Origin of the sequence: Paraburkholderia sediminicola, from assembly GCF_046030555.1 — a bacterium.
GTDB classification, from domain to species: domain Bacteria; phylum Pseudomonadota; class Gammaproteobacteria; order Burkholderiales; family Burkholderiaceae; genus Paraburkholderia; species Paraburkholderia sediminicola_E.
On sequence record NZ_JAQQCH010000001.1, the window covers coordinates 440,710 to 458,076 of the forward strand.

Below are 17,367 nucleotides of genomic sequence, written 5' to 3' on the forward strand. Positions count from 1 at the left end.
ACAGGATGAAAGTAAACGTACTCATTTAACGGTTTACGTTTAACGCGACGCGTTATATCATTCCATGATCACGACATTCGGCGACAAGGCTACAGCGGCAATCTTTCAGGGCAAGTTCGTGCATTCACTGCCGCTTCGCGTGCAGGCGCTCGCCCGCCGCAAGCTGTTCATGATCGATGCCGCTGGATCCATCCGCAACTTGCATGCACCGCCGGGCAACCGGCTCGAAGCCTTGCAAGGTCAGCGCAGCGGGCAGTGGAGCATTCGAATCAACGCCCAGTGGCGCATCTGTTTTCATTTTGTCGACGGAGAAGCGCTGAATGTCGAAATTGTCGACTATCACTGATTATTGGGAGACCGACATGGTCATCAAACGCTCCGATCTGGACAGCATCGATTTCACCGACATCGACACGGGCGAAAGCATCCCGGAGATCCATCCGGGAGAGATTCTGCGATACGAGTTCCTCGAGCCGCTCGGCATGTCCGTCAATGCGCTCGCACTTGCGCTGCGCGTGCCGGCGCCACGCATCAACGACATCGTGCGTGGCAAGCGCGCCATCTCGGCTGACACCGCGCTGCGGCTCGCACGCTACTTTGGCGCGAGCGCGCCGTTCTGGCTGAATCTGCAGATCGCCTACGACCTGCGCGTCGCCACCGCGGCCGCCGGCGAACAGATCGAACGCGAGATCGAGCCGATGCCCAAGGCGAACCGGCCGAAAATGCCGAAAGTCCCAGCCGAACACGCCCGCGCCGCAGCGCTTGCCGCCCGCCTCACCGGCAATGTCACGGCCATCAAGGCTCGCCGCAAAGCCTGAATTTCACGGGCCTTTACAGCGCTCAGCAACACGAACGCACGCCCTTCCATCTCAAAAGCGCGGAACCGACACAGCGAGCGGTTAAAATCGAGATATTCCTCAAGCCCCCGGAGTACAGCAATGGCTTTGCAACGTCGTACCACTCTCACGAAGTACCTGATCGAGCAGCAGCGCGAAACCAACAACCTGCCGGCCGACCTGCGCCTTTTGATCGAAGTTGTCGCGCGCGCGTGCAAGGCGATCAGCTACCACGTCAGCAAGGGCGCGCTGGGCGACGCGCTCGGCACGGCGGGCAGCGAGAATGTCCAGGGCGAAGTGCAGAAGAAGCTCGACATCCTGTCGAACGAAATCCTGCTCGAAGCAAATGAATGGGGTGGCAACCTGGCGGGCATGGCGTCCGAGGAAATGGAGCAGTTCTTCCCGATCCCGGCCAACTACCCGAAGGGCGAATACCTGCTGGTATTCGATCCGCTCGACGGCTCGTCGAACATCGACGTCAATGTGTCGATCGGTACGATCTTCTCGGTGCTGCGCTGCCCGGACGGCCAGCAGCCCACCGAACAATCGTTCCTGCAACCCGGCACGCAGCAGGTCGCGGCAGGTTACGCGGTGTACGGTCCGCAAACCGTGCTGGTGCTGACCACCGGCAACGGCGTGAACTGCTTCACGCTCGACCGCGAACTGGGTTCCTGGGTGCTCACGCAAAGCGATATGCGCATTCCAGTCGAAACGCGTGAATACGCGATCAACGCTTCGAACGAGCGGCACTGGTATCCGCCGGTCGAGAAATACATCGGCGAGCTGAAGGCCGGCAAGGACGGTTCGCGCCAGAGCGACTTCAACATGCGCTGGATCGCGTCGATGGTGGCCGACGTGCACCGCATTTTGAACCGCGGCGGCGTCTTCATGTATCCGGCCGACAAGCGCACGCCGGACAAGCCGGGCAAGCTCCGTCTGATGTACGAGGCGAACCCGATGGCGTTCATCGTTGAGCAGGCAGGCGGCGCCGCGACCAATGGCGAGAAGCGTATTCTGGACATCCAGCCGAAGAGCCTGCACGAGCGTGTGGCAGTATTCCTCGGTTCGAAGAACGAAGTTGACCGCGTCACCCGCTACCATCTCGAAACAAAAAAGTAATTGCAGGGGCTTGCCAAGTTCCTAAAAAAGTCCCTATAATCTCGTTTCTCCTGATGCCGGAATAGCTCAGACGGTAGAGCAGCGCATTCGTAATGCGAAGGTCGGGGGTTCGATTCCTCTTTCCGGCACCACAGAACATCTGTCAAAGCCTTCTCTGGCTTGACTGGCAAGGGTTCCAGGGCGCGTGTGGTTACCATAATCGGTAACATTCAGCGGTAACACATGCCCCTCCTCCGCCTATCTCCAATCATGTCGATCAAGCTCAAGCACGTATGGCAAAAGCCGGGTAGCTCGCTGCTCTACTTCCGCCGTCGAGTCCCTGACGACATACGCCCCCTGCTCGTTGCCGCTCGGTCTCCCCATGCCGGGAAATCTCACATTGTCGTATCGCTTCAGACCTCGGACCCGCGCATTGCCGCGCCCCTGATTTCCAAGCTCGTAAAGCAGACCTCGGAGGAGTGGGAACAGTTGCGCAATCCGACTCGGGGGGATGTACGGACACAGGCCCGCCAGCTACTGCTCCAGCATGGTGTGGATCCCTCGGACCCCAAGGGGACCCCGGAGGCCCTGGATTACTTTCACGACTACCTTGACGACCAGTTACCGCAATCGGTCAGAGAAGACGAGAACATTCGGCACGGTCACCAGCTTGACCGGCACCTGTCACCAGCCCACCGCGCCGCGCTGCAGTTGACCCAGGACCGCCGGGAGTTCACGCTGGCGGATTGCCTCGACCAGTACATAGCAGCGCGTCCCAATGGTGAGAAGACCGCGCGGATAGCCTTCGGGTATCTCACAGGGTTCCTGGGGGCCGACAGGGACATTCGCAAGGTGCGCCGGTCTGACGTCAATGGCTTCGTGTCTTGGCTCCTCACCGGTGGTCATAACGCGGAGGGGCAAGCAATCGCCACCACCACCGTCTCCCGCTACCTCAACGCGCTCAAGGCTGCTTTCGGTCGAGCCATACGGGAGAACGAGCTAGGCATTGAAAGCGTGTTCGCCAGGGTCGAGATACCAGAGGCCGGTAAGGACGCCAAGGAACGGCTCCCGTTCACGGCTGACCAGTTGCTGGCGCTGCACCGTGGTGTGGATGCCTGGGTCGCTACCAAGGGATGGGACCCGCTGCGCTGTATCGTCGTGGTGTTGGCTGAGACCGGCTGTCGCCTCGCGGAGGTCGCGGGCCTCGCCGCTGCTGACATCCACCTACATGCTGGTGTCCCGCACATTGACGTCAAGCCGCACCCCTGGCGCTCCCTGAAGACCTCGGCCAGCACTCGCAAGGTGCCACTGACCCCTCGGGCCATGGTGGCGCTCAAGGAGGCCCACAAGCTCGCCAACGGGTCACCGCTCGCATTCCCCGGATACACCACACTGGAGGCCTGTGCGGCTGGCGCGGTCTCTGCGGCCTTGAACAAGTGGATAGGTGGTAGGGAGGGGCTCAAGGCTTCGGGACTGACGAACCACTGCCTGCGGCATACGATAAAAGACCTGTTGCGGGCCGTACAGTGTCCCTCGGAAATCTCGGACCAGATACTCGGTCACGTCACGCCGGGGGTGGGTGCAGGCTATGGGCAGGGCTACCCGCTCGACATGCGGGCTGAGTGGCTCACGCGAGCGCTGCCGCTGCCCTAAGCTCGCCCACGCTACCCGCGTACAGTGAGGCATCGAACAGGAAATTAGCGATGGTCGCTCGGGTCTGCACGTCCTGCATGTGCCGCGCTACCGTTGCCGCCTGCGCTCGTACCGCCTCGACCGCGCCGCCGGTCTCCTGCTGCCATTCCTCGCGGGCAATGACGTGCATCTACGCGCCACCGTGCCGTATCTAGACATTCGGGAACATCCGTGGTGGTCGATCGAAACGGACACTTCTACGCGAAAGGTCCCGCTGACACCCAAGGCACAGGAGGCGGTACAGGCAGCGCTGCGGCTCGCTGACGGCTATTTGCCCGTTTTTCCCTGCTACACCTGCGACGCTTGGGGGGCGCAGCCAGTTACAGCAAGGCTATCGGCTCGAGATGCTGGCGGCACCCTAAGGAGAACTGCTAGCAACCTCAAAAAAATATAGGATCGAGGTCGATGAACTCATCACACTGAGTGCGCAACCGGCTGTCCAGTCCCGAGCTAAAAGCGCCTACGTGCACCCGCACTCCCTTGCGCATAACCTCACGGACGGTCGGCAAATAGTCGCCATCCCCGCTGAGAATACACACCTCGTCGACCGATCCGTTGTATGCGTGTCGCAAGAGATCGGTAACCAAATTGATATCAACGCTTTTTGTTTTATCTCCGCGCTTCTGCTTTTTGAATACGTGCGGATTGATAAATCCGGATCCGCCGTGGTAATGGTATTGGATTTTCTTCAATTGCTCCTCGATAGAGCGAAGCTTGGGATCATCACCAAAAACACTTGTGTAGTAGGACACCCTCATCAAATACCAAGAGCTGTACATAGCAATGTCGTTTGCCCAAACATACGTGTCGGTTTCATGCCCGACGCCTGGCCTTGGGCTGCCACCAGCCGCCACCATGGCTTGGAAACGCAGGGTTAAATTCTCGCCGTCTACGAAAAACATACATTTCGACTGGAGCATACCGTGCCCACCTATGGTTTTACTCGCGGTTAAGGTTTTTCAGCGTGCCTCTCAAGAATCGACCGCCGTCAAACGACCAATAATCATAATTATGGTGCGGTTTTCGCTCAGCACACCGCCTCCCCGTGGCCCATGACCGGCAGGTAACGCGGGTCGTGTATCCGCTCGATCAGTGCTCTTTCGCCGATGAAAGCCACGAGCACGACAAGCATCATCATAGACAACCGTTGAAGGAGTGCCAGACGTCGAATCTCTGAAATCTGACGCTGATGCCCGGCAAGCTACGGGACCCCGCCAGTCCACTATTTGCCAGACTTTCTCCTACTAAATGCTAAGCTCCGCTGGCGCTCAGCAGTACGAGGTGCGGCGTCAGGGTATTCGACCGTGCTTCCATCGGCTCCAGGTTGTATGGGACGTGGAGTCCAGAAACCACCCATTCCTTGGTGCCCGGGAGAAACCCCCTGAGCGGGATTGCGTGGTCCACCTCCGCATCAGCAGGGAAATGCTTCACGAGCTCGGCGCATTCCCTTAGGGTCTCCTTGCTCGGCATAGCGGTCTCCGGGCGCGGCGGCTCTAGCTCGCGCATACGTCGGATCGCATTGGCATTGACGGCCTTGGCCCGCATGTGTGCTGCATACGAAGGATCCAGAGCCTTTCGGCTTTCGTCGTATCTGCGGTGGTACGCGTTGATCGCTTCACGTACTTCGGGGATGCTTCTGCGTTCTTGCTGGTAATCGTTGCGAGCCTTCCGGCCTTCCGGAGTCGCCACGCGTTGCGCATGCGCTCGCCTGTTCCTGTCCGAACAACACTTCACGCATGCCCCTTGCTTACTGTAGTGATCGGCCTCGCCGTGGCGCTCGCAAGTCCAGTTGAAACGGCTCTCGCCGCGCTCTATAGCTTCGCGGGCCGAGTCCGATTTGCTTTTCTGTTCGTTGGGCTTCCCTGTCGATGCCCCGCCAAATCCCCTGGTTGTCCTTAACGGTTTCTTTGCTTTTGTATCGATGGTCATGGTCTGATTACTTTCTAAAAAAACAAGGGGTTGCGGATAGCGCCGCCGTCCCGCCAAGACTGAACGATACGTTGCGAACCACTGTAGAGGAATAGAAAACGGCGGGTTATTTTTCTGTGGACTGCTGTTGCAGTAGGGGTGAGGTTGTGCGTCCAGGGTAATCCGGTGTTCCCTTTTGGGTCCCGCGCCATTGATTCGTAACCGGTCGCATTAGAGGTTTTATCTAGTGCGGCAACCTGGCGACCCCTGGGATAAGTCAAGGAAAGCCTGTCTCCTCGTCGAAAAGTGTTGCGCAGAAACGACGGCTACTATTTGTTCCCAACAGTTCGGCCACATGGGGCAGCGGATTGCCGCCCCTCCCTGCCTACGCCCTAGCCCGTCATCTGATCACGTAGGCGACACCGTCTCCCCACTCCGCCTCGTTGCCGCTGTCGATCACGTATGCGAGGTCTTCCGTCTGCTCGTTGTCTTCGATCACGTAAATCAGGTCTTGCATTGCTGCCTACTCCGTTTCGTTGGTGTTGCGTGGTGGTGATGAGCGGCTTGCGCCGCCCCTTGGGTTTACTTGGCTGCGCAGTAGCGCTTGACCGTGGCCGGGGAAATCTCAAAGTGTTCTGCAGTCACTGCGATGCTTGCGCCGTGCTCGGCACGCCATGCGACCACTACGGATGCGTCAGCGGCCTTAGGGCGTCCCATGTGTTCACCAGCGGCCTTAGCGGCCTCGATGCCTCGCTTCTGCATCTCACGACGATTGAGGTAGTCCGCTTCGCCTTGAGCGGCCATGAACGCCAGCACAGCGTCTCGGGTGGCCTTGGAGATTGCATCCGTAGCCGTGCCATCGAACACCATGCCGTTGAGGGTGCAGACCACCTTCACGCCCATGTCCATCAATTGGCGCATGGTCCGGTGCAGTTCGTCATACTGGCGGCTGATTCGGTCGAGCCAGCGCACATGCAGCACGCCACCTTCACTCAGTTTGTCCATCACCCTTTTCCACTCTTTGCGGTCCATCGGCGCTACGTGGTAGCCGCTCACGCCTTCATCAATGTGGACGTGCTTGGCGCTTACGCCTTGCTTGGCTGCGTCGTCATACTGGCTGGCTGACGTCTGACCATCGGTGGTGGAGATACGACCGTAGTACAGCGCGATGGTCTTGGTTGCGTTCATGGTGTCGGTCCTTGCCTGGCTCAAAACTTTAATAGCTCAATAGTACGCATAGCTCAAAACACAGTCAACCTTTTGAGCTAATGCATTTCGCTATGAATGGGCTAGCTCTATTGGTATACCTTGTGAGCCGCATGTGCTGCATGCACCGCCCCTTCGTTCCTGCTCGGGACGCCTTACTGCGGTAGGCCCGGTGTATCATCGAACCCTTATACAAGCAGGCATGCCTGTAAGGCACGAGCCCCCGCGGCAGCAAGGCACTCCCGGGTTTCATGCGACGGTGGGTTCCGGTTAGAGGCCACTGGTACAAAACTGAGATTCAAGGAGTCAATGTTGAAGCGAAAGCTACAAATTTTTATCTCGAGCACGTTCACGGACCTTGTCCCAGATAGACAGGCAGCCGTAGGCGCGGTGCTCAAGGCCGGGCACATTCCTGCAGGGATGGAACTGTTCACGGCAGGTGATCGTTCTCAGATGGTGACTATCCGGCAGTGGATCGACGAGTCAGACGTCTACATGCTCATTCTCGGCGGCAGATATGGTTCTGTTGAAAAGACGTCTGGCTTGAGCTACACCGAGCTTGAGTACGACTACGCGGTACAGCAAGGGAAACCGATCTTCGCGGTCGTCATTAAGGAGTCAGCTCTTGAGGCGAGGGTACGAGAGGGCGGCACAGCGTTTATAGAGCGAGAGCACCCAAAGGAACTCGAGCTATTTAGGGAGAAGGTTCTCAGTAACATCTCTTCGTTCTTCGAAGACCCCAAAGACATAAAACTTTGTGTTCATGAAAGCCTCGCAGACTTTGCGGCTAGTCGCGACCTCAAAGGATGGGTCTCGGCTGATGAAGTTACCGATACGAGAACATTGGTTGAGGAAATCAAGAGGCTTTCCGACGAGAATCGCTCACTGAAAGAGGCGCTCGCGCGACTCGAGAAGAAAACTGCGGCTCAGGGGGCAGTGGATGCGAAAGCGGCGGAGTTCGAGCAACTGGCGAAGATATTACGTGCAATCGAAATTACTGTTCCGGCAAAGGCCTCCGGAAAAGAAGATTTCAAGATAACCCTTGTCGATCTGTTCCATAGCAACAAGGAAACGTTCGTTAATGGTGTAACTAACGCCGCGCAGGTCTCGGACGCTGAGTCGTGGCTTTATCATTCGATTTGTCCAAAGCTTCAGGTCCACGGCCTAATGGTGAATGAAAAGGTCGCTGGCGTCCGTTACCGTCGCAGCAGCGTGTCAAGTCGCGGGCAAGAGTTCCTTGCATTCATGGAGCGAACGCTATTGCTCGCCAAAGAGCCTGAGCAAGTCGCGAGGTCACACGACACCCCACAAAGTGAAAGCGAGTCTGCCAGCGCTTCGCCGCATTCCAGTGGGCCACAGGGGGTGCCAAGCGCCTCGATTGCCAGCAAGCCCAAGGGACGACAGACAACCCCCTCGAAGTCGAAGGGGACGACAACGAGGAAGGCAGGAGGAGTATCCGAGGCGCTGTAATTCGGTTTCCAGTGCCTTTTATCCTCCGACCGGATTTGCCGGAGGTCTTGGCGGCTAGTTGCGCATTCGCGTTTTCGGTTTTTCATTTCGGTTTTGCAAATCGCGCGGGGAAATAGACCAGGTACTTGTTTGCAAAACTTCTCTTCAAAGATTCCGTTAAAGCTCGACCGCCGTTGTTGTTGTTGAGCCTTGTGAGTGGGAGACCGCTGCTGGAAATTTTCAGAGGGGCCGCGCAAGGTAGCGATAAGTACACCCTAGCCCCCGGGGGGGTCCTCAGGAAGCAGGGGGGCTATGTTGCCAAAAAGGTCGCCCCGGGAGGGGCGCGGCCTATCTGGGGAAGTTGCTCATGCCCTATTAACAGTTACCACAGGACCCCGCCCCTGAGTTACCACACGGCCTCTTGGACTCGGGGGGACTCGAGACCGCGCTACCCCTTGCCATCGGGCGCTAACCCTTGGTACGCTTGGGACTCAGGCCCACACGCGCCGCCACTGGTAGAGGGGAGAGTTCGATGGTCGACACTTCTTTCCGGCACCACAAGATTCAAGCAAAAAGCCCAGTCCTCGGACTGGGCTTTTTGCTTTCTACGCTACCTGCTTCTGCTAGTCCCCGCACCTGCTTTCTGAAATCCGCGGAGGTCCAACTTACCTCCGTCCCGGTCACCGCGACTGCCGTTACTTAAACGTCGGCTGCCGACACTGACCACGGCGGCTCTATCTCAATCGCCGAAATCCAATCGATCGGATCGCGCGGTCACGCTCAGGTTGCGAACAACCACAGTATCTTCAACGATCACGTTCTCAGCCGGCTTCATCCCATACGCCAATACCGCTTCCTGCGGCGCAGACGCAAACCACAGGATCCTGCCGGCACACTCGATTCCGACCTGGCGTCCTTTCCAATAGACAGCGTTTTCCATGGCGAACTCTCAGAAGGGCTAAGACAGCCATCTTCCGCGGCAGACCTGGCGCGTCCGTTATCCACCGCACCGTGCGCCGCAGATAGCTTCTTCAATGATAGGCGGCGGCTCGCACGTTGACCGGCCTGGCATCAGGTGACGATGTTTTGGCGTGAGCAGATGAGTACGGTTCGACGACATGGACGCCTTCCGCACTCGCTCTGCTCTGGTGTGCGGTCCGCCGGCTGAAGTTGCGCGCACCAACCAGCGCCGCGCAACGACCTATCTGAAGCAATAGCTTGCAGCATGAAGCCGATGCAACGCGTGGGCCTACTGGCTCCCACGCTTCTCCTTCAGGAAATCGATTAACGCGCGCAACTTGAACGGCATCTGTGCGCGGCTCGTCGTGTACAGATAAAAACCCGGAAAGCTCGGGCACCACGCGTCCAGCACACGCACCAATCGGCCGTCTTCGAGTTGTTCGTTCACGTAATCGTCGATTACGTGCAGCAGACCCACGCCCTGCTCCGCCGCCCGTACCATCGTGCGCAAATCGTTGGTGACGAGACTCCCGCGTGTCTCGACTTCGAACACGCGCGACGGATCGTCGGGTGGTGCGAACTCCCATCGATAGATCCCACCGCTAGTTGAGAAACGGTAGCGCAGGCAGTCGTGAGCAGCGAGATCGGCCGGCGTCGCCGGTGCTGGATAGCGTTCGAAATATGCCGGAGAGCCGGCTACGACAATGCGGATCTCCCCACCCAGCGGCACCGCGACCATATCTTGCGCTACCCGCTCGACGAGCCGGATGCCCGCGTCGAAACCTTCACCGACCACATCGGCGAAACCATCGTCGAGTGTCAGGTCGAGACGAATCTGCGGATAGCGGCGTGTGAACTCGGCCAGATGCGGCAGCACCAGCAACTCGCTCGCGACCCTCGGTAAATTGATGCGCAGCGTGCCGGCGGGCTGGTCGCGGGTTTCATCGAGTGCCTCGAAGGCCGCCTCCAGATCACCCAGCGCAGGCAGCACGCGTGCGAGAAACTGCGCGCCAGCCTCCGTCAGGGCAACACGACGGGTGGTCCTGTTGAACAAACGCACGTTCAGTTGCGTCTCGAGCGAGCGAATGCTTTGCGAGAGCGCCGATGCAGTCACGCCGTTTTCAGCGGCCGCGTGTGTGAAGCTGCCGTGGCGCGCCACGGATGCGAACGCCATCAACGCCGGCAACTGGGCTGGGTCCATTGCGATCCCCATTATTAAGCTTCACTTCATAATCCTTGCAGACAAATCGCATTTTTCCAAGTAAAAAATCGGCGCACGATAACTCCATCGATTCAATTCTTCCTGCCTGACATTCAAGGAGACTGATATGGCGATGGACCGCTACACTCTGCTCGGCCGCTCAGGCCTTCGCGTGAGCCCGATCGCACTCGGCACGATGACCTTCGGCACCGAATGGGGCTGGGGTGCCGACGAACAATCGGCGCAGCGTCTGTTCGATCTGTACGTGGATGCCGGCGGCAACTTTATCGATACCGCCGATCTGTACACAGAAGGCACCAGCGAAAAATGGCTCGGCAAATTCGTTGCGGCGCGCGGTCTGCGCGACCGGATCGTGATCGCCACCAAGTACGGTTACAACGCCGAGACGGGCAACCCGAACGCGGGCGGCAACCATCGCAAGAATTTGCTGCGTGCGCTCGACGGCTCGCTCAAACGTCTGGGCACCGACTACATCGACCTGTATTACCTGCACACGTGGGATCGCGTCACGCCGGTGGACGAGGTGATGCGCGCGATGGACGACGCGGTGCGCGCGGGCAAGATCCGCTACGTCGGCCTGTCGGATACGCCCGCGTGGTTCGCGGGCCGCGCACAGACACTTGCCGACTGGCGCGGCTTCGAACCGGTCGCGGCGATGCAACTCGAATACTCGATGATCGAGCGCAACGCCGAGAACGAGTTCGCCGACCTCGCCGCCAATCTGGGCATGGGCCTCGTGCCCTGGAGTCCGCTGGGCATGGGGGTGTTGTCGGGCAAATACCGCCCTTCGCAAGGCGGAGCGGCGGGCCCTATTTCCGGCGACGGGCGCCTCGCGAGCGTGGCCAGTGCCCCGCCGCCGGGATTCGACAAGCTGACCGAGCGCAACTTTCGGATCGTCGCGGAACTGGAAGCTGTTGCAAATCTGGCAGGGCGGCCGATGGCGCAAGTCGCGCTGAACTGGTTGCATCAGAAGCGCGGCGTGTCGAGCATCATTGTCGGCGCAACCCGGCCGGAGCAGTTACAGGAGTCGCTCGGCTCGCTCGATTTCACGCTCGCGCCGGAGTTGATCGCACGACTCGACGCCGCCTCGGAACCTGCCCGCCCGTTCCCGTACTACATGTTTGCCGATGGTCATCAGGCGCGGATTCACGGGCAAGTGGACGTCGCCGACAAACCCGCGGCCTATTCCGCGCCCGTGAGAATTCCGGCGCCGAACGCGTAAAAATCGTCGCCTGAAAGCGCCGCGATTCGTCCAGAGCGCGGCGTGTTTTTATCTGCGAAAAATATCCAGAAAAATATTCTCGTTCGTCAACGAAGTGGGGCAATCGTTCGTTTACAAATAATTGAGGGGCCGAATGAACGCACTGAACCAATCGGTAATTAACGAACGTTCGGTCTAACGCTGAGAAAATCCTGCCGATGCGGCAGTGCACAAAATATCGCAATGATTTGTTCATATCAGCACCAATGAGCAGGCGGTACTGCGATGCAACGGAGATAATCGGCAGAGGTATGCGGGGCAAGGCTGGGAAGGGAACGACGGGGATATGGGACTGTTTTGATTGGCTGCGACGCATTCAATTGTGCACAGTCAACCGACAAATTCTATTCAAACATTCTGTTCCAATGTCGGCCTGTACCGTTAAAGCAACAAACAACATGTGAGCCGCATCAGACACTGGTGTAAAACGGGGACCGAGGCAGATAATCGGTTTGTAAAGGAGAGAGATCATGGATGCCAAACCACCGAAGATTCCGACCCCGGATAAAGTTTTTAGCCCGGATCCGGAACCCGCTGGCGTCGAGTTTCTGGGTGCCGAACTGCCTGAGCATGTTCGCGCATTTTTCGACGAACAACGCAAGTCGTGCGACTCGAAGTAATTGTGCAGTGGCGCGATGCAGCATCGGCGTCCGCGCGTCCGGCGCGCGGCGCATGTTTTCTCTCGCCCCTACGATTGTCTTTTGCCGATTTCGGGGCGCGGGTTACGCCTGCCTGATCGCAGCGCACGGGTCATATGGCCCCGCGCATTGATGGCGCACGTCTCTGACAGACGTCTAAATATCCCCCAGTAGTTTGTTTTCCGATCGGTCAACGCGCCCGCTTGATCCGCACATCGTCTATTCTTCTGGTTTTTCTTCCACGGCCAACCGACCACTTCCGTCCCCCATGAATCGCTCGTATCGCTTTGGAGCGTCATGCGCGCTCGCGTTGTTCACCGCGCTTGCGCTTGCGCTCGCGCCCACCGCTGCCATCGCGGACGGCGACGACACCGCTCTGACCAATCTGATAGCACTGGCCTCGCAGCGCCTCGCCCTGGCGGAGCCCGTTGCACGCTGGAAGTGGGCAAACCACCAGGCGATTACGGATACGCCGCGCGAGAACGCATTGCTCGCCGATGTCGAAAAGCGCGCCGTCGCCGCGAACGTCGATCCGGCGTTTGCGCACGCCTTCTTCCAGGATCAGATCGACGCCAGCAAGGATGTGCAAAACGCGCTGTTTGCCGCCTGGCGCAGCACGCGTCCGCCCGAGGGCCCTGCGCCCGACCTGGCCACCAGCACGAGGCCGCAGTTGGACCGGCTGACGCAGTCGCTTGTGGCCGCACTTGCGCGCGTGCAACCGCTGCGCACGGCGCAGGATTGTCCGTCGCGTGTGGCGCAATCGCTTGCTAACTGGAAATCGCTGACGCGCTACGACTCGACCCGCTCGAGCGCGTTGACACGCGCCCTCGGCCACGTGTGCGAAGCGGGTGGAGTCGGTGCAACGGGTTGATTGGTCTGGGCGGTCTCGGCGGTCGAGTCGCCGGCCCTGAGCGCCCCTCGGCCCGCCGCGCTCAGGTGTGGATTGAACCCACACGAGCAGCCGGCCGCTGGCTGCGTAGAACCTGTTAAGCCAGGCTCGGCACCGGCGTGCCGCTTGAGACGCTTAATGGCATCACGCGCAAGCCGCGCGCAAGATGGCTCTGCAGAAGCCGATACGTCGACAGCTCGAATGGCCCGGCCGCGCTCGAAACATGCAGCGCCGCTGCCTGCGCGAGCGAAGGCGCGTGCCCGAGGTAACGCCACCGGTCGACGACATGAAAAGCGCGCGCGTGCGACGCTTCTTCGCGCTCCTCAAATACGATCGGACCGTCGAACGGCCAGGGCGCATCCACGGGATCGCTCTTCGTGACGCGCGGCACCCGGTTATGGCCGGGGCGCAGCGTCGCGATCCACTGTGCCTCCGCGAGCATAGCGCCCAGCTCGCCACCGGTCGCACGCCACTCGACACGCCGCACTTGCTGCGCGAGCCGCATATCCTTCGACGAACGCCGCTCCCCAGTCAAATGGGAACGCAAGCGCTGACGCACACGCACGCTTCGTCCGACATACAGCGGCAAATCGTCTTCTCCGTAAAAAGCATAGACGCCGCATCCGGCTGGCGCGGTGTCGAGCAGATCCTCGGTGATGTCGCCGGCAAGCCGGTAGCGCCGGGTGGTGCGCTCAATCTGCGCCTGCAACACGTCCAGCGGCACGAGACCGCCATGCAGACGTTGCCAGAACTGCCAGATCAGATCAGCGTCGGCGAGCGCGCGGTGACGATCGGACGGGACAAGACCATGACGTTCGACCAACGCGTCGAGCCCATGGCGCTTTTCCGCCGGAAACAACGCGCGTGACAGGCGCACGGTGCACAGCACGTCCGGATCGAACGCAATCCCGGCCCGGCGAAACTCCCCGCGCAAAAAGCCACGATCGAAACTGGCGTTGTGGGCCACGAACAGTTTGCCGTTCAGACGCTCGAACAAGGCCGGCGCGATCGCATCGAACGTCGGCGCGCCTCGCACCATCGCGTTCGTGATGCCGGTGAGCTGCTGGATGAATGAAGGAATCGATTGCTGAGGGTCGACCAGGCTGCTCCAACGTGACACGCCGGCCGGTCCTATTTCAACCACACCGACTTCGGTGATGCGATGCTCACTGGTCGAGCCGCCGGTGGTTTCAAGGTCGACGAAGACGATCGGCACATCTAGGGCCGGTTCCGGCAGAAACTGTTCAGACATGGAAAGGGATACTTTGGACGCGTGGCTTTGCGGCAAGTATGCACCAGTTAGCCGCTGCGCACCCAGCCAGCATCGCTTTGCGTTTGTCGACCGGCGACGCAAAGAGTGAATTCCCGCACGCCCCATGAGTCGCTCGCAAAACCGCGAATTATTATATTTTTTACGACACCGATTTGAAATTCCAACTGCGTCGTTTTGCCGTCCACCCTTTCCATGAATTAATCCGAACCAGGTAGTTAATAACGTCAGGCACAGCGTTAATAACAAATGGCAATAAAAAAGCCTTCGCATCTGGCGAAGGCTTTGTGACGCTCAGATTACCCAGCGACACGCGCAGAGCAGCGCCGTGCGACTTACAGCGGCTGAATATTCGCCGCCTGCTTGCCCTTCGGGCCGGCCTTGACCTCGAAGGAGACGCGTTGGGTTTCCTTCAGCGACTTGAACCCTTCGGTGCGAATCTCCGAAAAGTGCGCGAACAGGTCTTCGCCACCCGAATCGGATGTAATGAAGCCAAAGCCCTTAGCATCGTTGAACCATTTGACGATACCAGTTTCCATATTCCAGTTTCCTCGATGATTTATCAAAAGCGGGCATGGCCCTCATGCTGTATTTCATGACCATTTCTCTCGCGATCGAGCATTTTCTAAATGCCCTGCGCATCAGACCCAGCGTTTGAAATTCAGCCTTGTCGTTATACGGGGAACGAAGAATCGACGTCAAGCGAATTTTTCATATTCGCTTAGTATGCGGCGCGATAAGCCGATGCCAAATGAATCGAAGCCATAACGTCATATTTCAGTGAAAACTGAATAAGTCTTGACGTCAATATTACTGATTAAAATTAAGGCGCGATCAATATCGGGAAAAATTTCAGCATGTCGCCGGAATATGTAACAAAAGATGTTTTTAGTAAGTGTTTGTCCGAGTTGTTGCGCCGCATCCACCGCAGCATGATGGAAATCAGTAGAGAAAAGTAATACGCGTCAGGAGATTGCCATGCTGTTCAATGAATTCCGCCGCCTTGTGATTTGGCTCACCCAGTCTCACGTAAAAAAGACGGTTCCCGCTCAATCCGCACCGGTCGACGTGTCACCTTCGGCCTTCGAATTCGATCCTATGTGGCACGGAGACCACTGGCAAAATCTGCTCTCGTCGCCCATGGACGCGCGCCGCTACGTGATGGAGGACTGGAGCGTCTCGGTGGCGACCGATTGGAGCGAAGTGGACGGTGTTGCGTCAGCGCACTAACTGACCACTAATTGACGTTCGCGAATCCGCAATCGTCAGGCAAAAAAAAGCGCGACTGGAGAGTCGCGCCGACAAAGGTTTGGAGATCTTTTTCGTCAACGAAAAAGTCCGCTTCGGAAAGCAGAGATTTCAGTATAACTGTTTAGACGATATTGATTATTTGCACAATCGACAATCATCTATTTCCGTTACAACAACAATCCTTTTTTACGATTTGCCGCATTGTTTTTTCGCCTCGATTACTGTAGCAAATGAGCAACGCGATTCGGTTGACTCACCTCTCTCGCTCCCTCGCAAAAACGCCGCAAGCCTTTATCAGCAAGGCTTAGACGGCATTCGCCTATCGTTTCACATCCAGTAATACTTTATTGCGCAATTCGGAACATCCGCTTTGCGAGCGCCTCTCTACACTCTGCGTAATCGGAAACCAGCGTGCCTGGAGTACAGCGCGCTTCTCATGCGGATTTCGCCTCTCGCAGCGCCCGCGTGAAGGTCTCCTTAAGCCTGGGTTCAATACCCACTCTCGCTCTCGGAGTTACAAAATGAAAAAGACTCTCATGGTCGCGGCCCTCACGGGCGTTTTTGCAACGGCAGCACATGCCCAGAGCAGCGTCACGCTGTATGGCTTGATCGACGCCGGCATCACCTATACAAACAACCAGCACGGCCACAGCAACTGGCAAGAAACGAGCGGTTCGGTGAACGGCAGCCGTTGGGGCTTGCGTGGTTCTGAGGACCTCGGTGGCGGCCTTAAGGCTATCTTTACGTTGGAAAACGGCTTCGGTATCAATGACGGCACGCTGAAGCAAGGTGGCCGTGAATTCGGCCGTCAGGCGTTCGTCGGTCTGACGAGCGACCAGTTCGGCGCCGTGACCCTCGGCCGTCAATACGACAGCGTGGTCGACTACGTGGGTCCGCTGGCACTCACCGGCACGCAATACGGCGGCACGCAGTTCGCGCACCCGTTCGATAACGACAATCTGAACAACTCGTTCCGCGTCAACAACTCGGTCAAGTATCAGAGCGTGAACTACGGCGGCTTCAAGTTCGGCGGCATGTACGGCTTCTCGAACCAGGCTGACGGCTTCGCCAACAACCGTGCTTACAGCGCGGGCGCATCGTACAACTGGGGCGGCCTGAACCTCGGCGCGGGCTACCTGCAACTGAACAGCAACGGCGCAACTGGCGCGGCTGCGGCGTTCAATTCGGGCGGCGCGGTGTCGAGCGACAACACGTTCTTTGCTGCTCGCCAGCAAACGTGGGGCGCAGGTGCTAACTATGCGTTCGGCCCGGCTACCGTCGGCCTCGTGTACACGCAAACAAATCTGTCAGGTCTGGCTGGCATCGGCGCGGGCGCGTCGGGTCAAACGGGCGGTATCGCATTCGGCGGCGGCAGCGCTCACTTCCAGAATATTGAAGCTAACGCTCGCTACGCTCTGACGCCGGCAGTGAGCATCGCCGGTTCGTACACGTACACTCGCGCAAGCTTGGCCGGTACGCGTCCGCACTGGAACCAGTTCAACTTGCAAACGGCGTACGCGCTGTCCAAGCGTACGGATGTGTATCTGCAAGGCGAATATCAGCAAGTCAACGAAAACGCTATCGTCGATGCCGACATCAACGGTCTGGGCGCTTCGAACAACAACAAGCAAATCGCTGTGACCGCAGGTCTGCGTCACCGCTTCTAAAGCAGTTGGCAATACCCGCA

At 58.5% G+C, this 17,367-nt stretch carries 18 protein-coding genes and 1 tRNA gene; 11 read left to right on the forward strand and 8 right to left on the reverse strand.

The window, feature by feature from the left end:
* Positions 1–64: 64 nt before the first annotated feature.
* From PQQ52_RS02040 to PQQ52_RS02060, 5 genes are all read left to right on the forward strand, one after another.
* The gene (locus PQQ52_RS02040; protein WP_408206366.1) at positions 65–346 is read left to right on the forward strand and encodes a type II toxin-antitoxin system RelE/ParE family toxin; all 282 of its coding nucleotides are present in this window, start codon (positions 65–67) and stop codon (positions 344–346) included.
* A 16-nt stretch (positions 347–362) separates the two neighbouring features.
* On the forward strand, positions 363–818 hold the full coding sequence (locus tag PQQ52_RS02045; protein ID WP_408206368.1) for a HigA family addiction module antitoxin: 456 nt from the start codon (positions 363–365) through the stop codon (positions 816–818).
* Between the two features lie 120 nt (positions 819–938).
* On the forward strand, positions 939–1,955 hold the full coding sequence (locus PQQ52_RS02050) for a class 1 fructose-bisphosphatase (protein ID WP_408206370.1): 1,017 nt from the start codon (positions 939–941) through the stop codon (positions 1,953–1,955).
* A gap of 55 nt (positions 1,956–2,010) precedes the next feature.
* Positions 2,011–2,086, forward strand: a tRNA-Thr gene (locus PQQ52_RS02055).
* A 118-nt stretch (positions 2,087–2,204) separates the two neighbouring features.
* Positions 2,205–3,587, forward strand: a complete 1,383-nt coding sequence (locus tag PQQ52_RS02060) for a DUF6538 domain-containing protein (RefSeq protein WP_408206372.1) — start codon at positions 2,205–2,207, stop codon at positions 3,585–3,587.
* Here the strand turns inward: PQQ52_RS02060 and PQQ52_RS02065 are convergent.
* From PQQ52_RS02065 to PQQ52_RS02080, 4 genes are all read right to left on the reverse strand, one after another.
* Positions 3,562–3,756 (reverse strand): hypothetical protein, encoded by a 195-nt coding sequence (locus PQQ52_RS02065; RefSeq protein ID WP_408206374.1) that lies wholly within the window; start codon positions 3,754–3,756, stop codon positions 3,562–3,564. The two genes, PQQ52_RS02060 and PQQ52_RS02065, sit on opposite strands and share 26 nt — an antisense overlap.
* 250 nt (positions 3,757–4,006) lie before the next feature.
* A complete protein-coding gene (locus PQQ52_RS02070) occupies positions 4,007–4,528 on the reverse strand; it encodes an NYN domain-containing protein (RefSeq protein ID WP_408206376.1) in 522 nt (173 codons plus the stop codon).
* A gap of 349 nt (positions 4,529–4,877) precedes the next feature.
* Positions 4,878–5,555: a hypothetical protein gene (locus PQQ52_RS02075; RefSeq protein ID WP_408206378.1), complete on the reverse strand. Its 678-nt coding sequence runs from the start codon at positions 5,553–5,555 to the stop codon at positions 4,878–4,880.
* A 561-nt stretch (positions 5,556–6,116) separates the two neighbouring features.
* Entirely contained in the window at positions 6,117–6,722 is a 606-nt protein-coding gene (locus tag PQQ52_RS02080; RefSeq protein WP_408206380.1) for a recombinase family protein, read from the reverse strand.
* A 327-nt stretch (positions 6,723–7,049) separates the two neighbouring features.
* Between PQQ52_RS02080 and PQQ52_RS02085 the strand changes: the two genes are divergently transcribed.
* Positions 7,050–8,210 carry a DUF4062 domain-containing protein gene (locus tag PQQ52_RS02085; protein ID WP_408206382.1) on the forward strand — a complete coding sequence of 387 codons (1,161 nt, stop codon included), beginning with the start codon at positions 7,050–7,052 and terminating at the stop codon, positions 8,208–8,210.
* 718 nt (positions 8,211–8,928) lie between these two features.
* Here PQQ52_RS02085 and PQQ52_RS02090 read toward each other — a convergent pair.
* Together PQQ52_RS02090 and PQQ52_RS02095 are read right to left on the reverse strand one after the other, a co-directional pair.
* Positions 8,929–9,129: a hypothetical protein gene (locus tag PQQ52_RS02090; RefSeq protein ID WP_408206384.1), complete on the reverse strand. Its 201-nt coding sequence runs from the start codon at positions 9,127–9,129 to the stop codon at positions 8,929–8,931.
* Between the two features lie 309 nt (positions 9,130–9,438).
* On the reverse strand, positions 9,439–10,350 hold the full coding sequence (locus PQQ52_RS02095) for a LysR family transcriptional regulator (protein ID WP_408206386.1): 912 nt from the start codon (positions 10,348–10,350) through the stop codon (positions 9,439–9,441).
* 133 nt (positions 10,351–10,483) lie between these two features.
* Here PQQ52_RS02095 and PQQ52_RS02100 point away from each other — a divergent pair, with 133 nt between their 5' ends.
* From PQQ52_RS02100 to PQQ52_RS02110, 3 genes are all read left to right on the forward strand, one after another.
* On the forward strand, positions 10,484–11,593 hold the full coding sequence (locus PQQ52_RS02100; protein WP_408206388.1) for an aldo/keto reductase: 1,110 nt from the start codon (positions 10,484–10,486) through the stop codon (positions 11,591–11,593).
* Positions 11,594–12,102: 509 nt separating this feature from the next.
* On the forward strand, positions 12,103–12,252 hold the full coding sequence (locus tag PQQ52_RS02105; RefSeq protein WP_028200145.1) for a hypothetical protein: 150 nt from the start codon (positions 12,103–12,105) through the stop codon (positions 12,250–12,252).
* A gap of 286 nt (positions 12,253–12,538) precedes the next feature.
* Positions 12,539–13,141 (forward strand): chorismate mutase, encoded by a 603-nt coding sequence (locus PQQ52_RS02110; protein ID WP_408206390.1) that lies wholly within the window; start codon positions 12,539–12,541, stop codon positions 13,139–13,141.
* Between the two features lie 115 nt (positions 13,142–13,256).
* Here the strand turns inward: PQQ52_RS02110 and PQQ52_RS02115 are convergent, their stop codons facing one another.
* Entirely contained in the window at positions 13,257–14,411 is a 1,155-nt protein-coding gene (locus tag PQQ52_RS02115; protein WP_408206392.1) for an exonuclease domain-containing protein, read from the reverse strand.
* A 353-nt stretch (positions 14,412–14,764) separates the two neighbouring features.
* The gene (locus PQQ52_RS02120; RefSeq protein WP_408206394.1) at positions 14,765–14,968 is read right to left on the reverse strand and encodes a cold-shock protein; all 204 of its coding nucleotides are present in this window, start codon (positions 14,966–14,968) and stop codon (positions 14,765–14,767) included.
* Positions 14,969–15,407: 439 nt separating this feature from the next.
* Between PQQ52_RS02120 and PQQ52_RS02125 the strand changes: the two genes are divergently transcribed.
* Positions 15,408–15,659: a hypothetical protein gene (locus PQQ52_RS02125; protein WP_408206396.1), complete on the forward strand. Its 252-nt coding sequence runs from the start codon at positions 15,408–15,410 to the stop codon at positions 15,657–15,659.
* A gap of 542 nt (positions 15,660–16,201) precedes the next feature.
* Positions 16,202–17,347, forward strand: a complete 1,146-nt coding sequence (locus PQQ52_RS02130; protein ID WP_325045696.1) for a porin — start codon at positions 16,202–16,204, stop codon at positions 17,345–17,347.
* Positions 17,348–17,367: the final 20 nt, after the last annotated feature.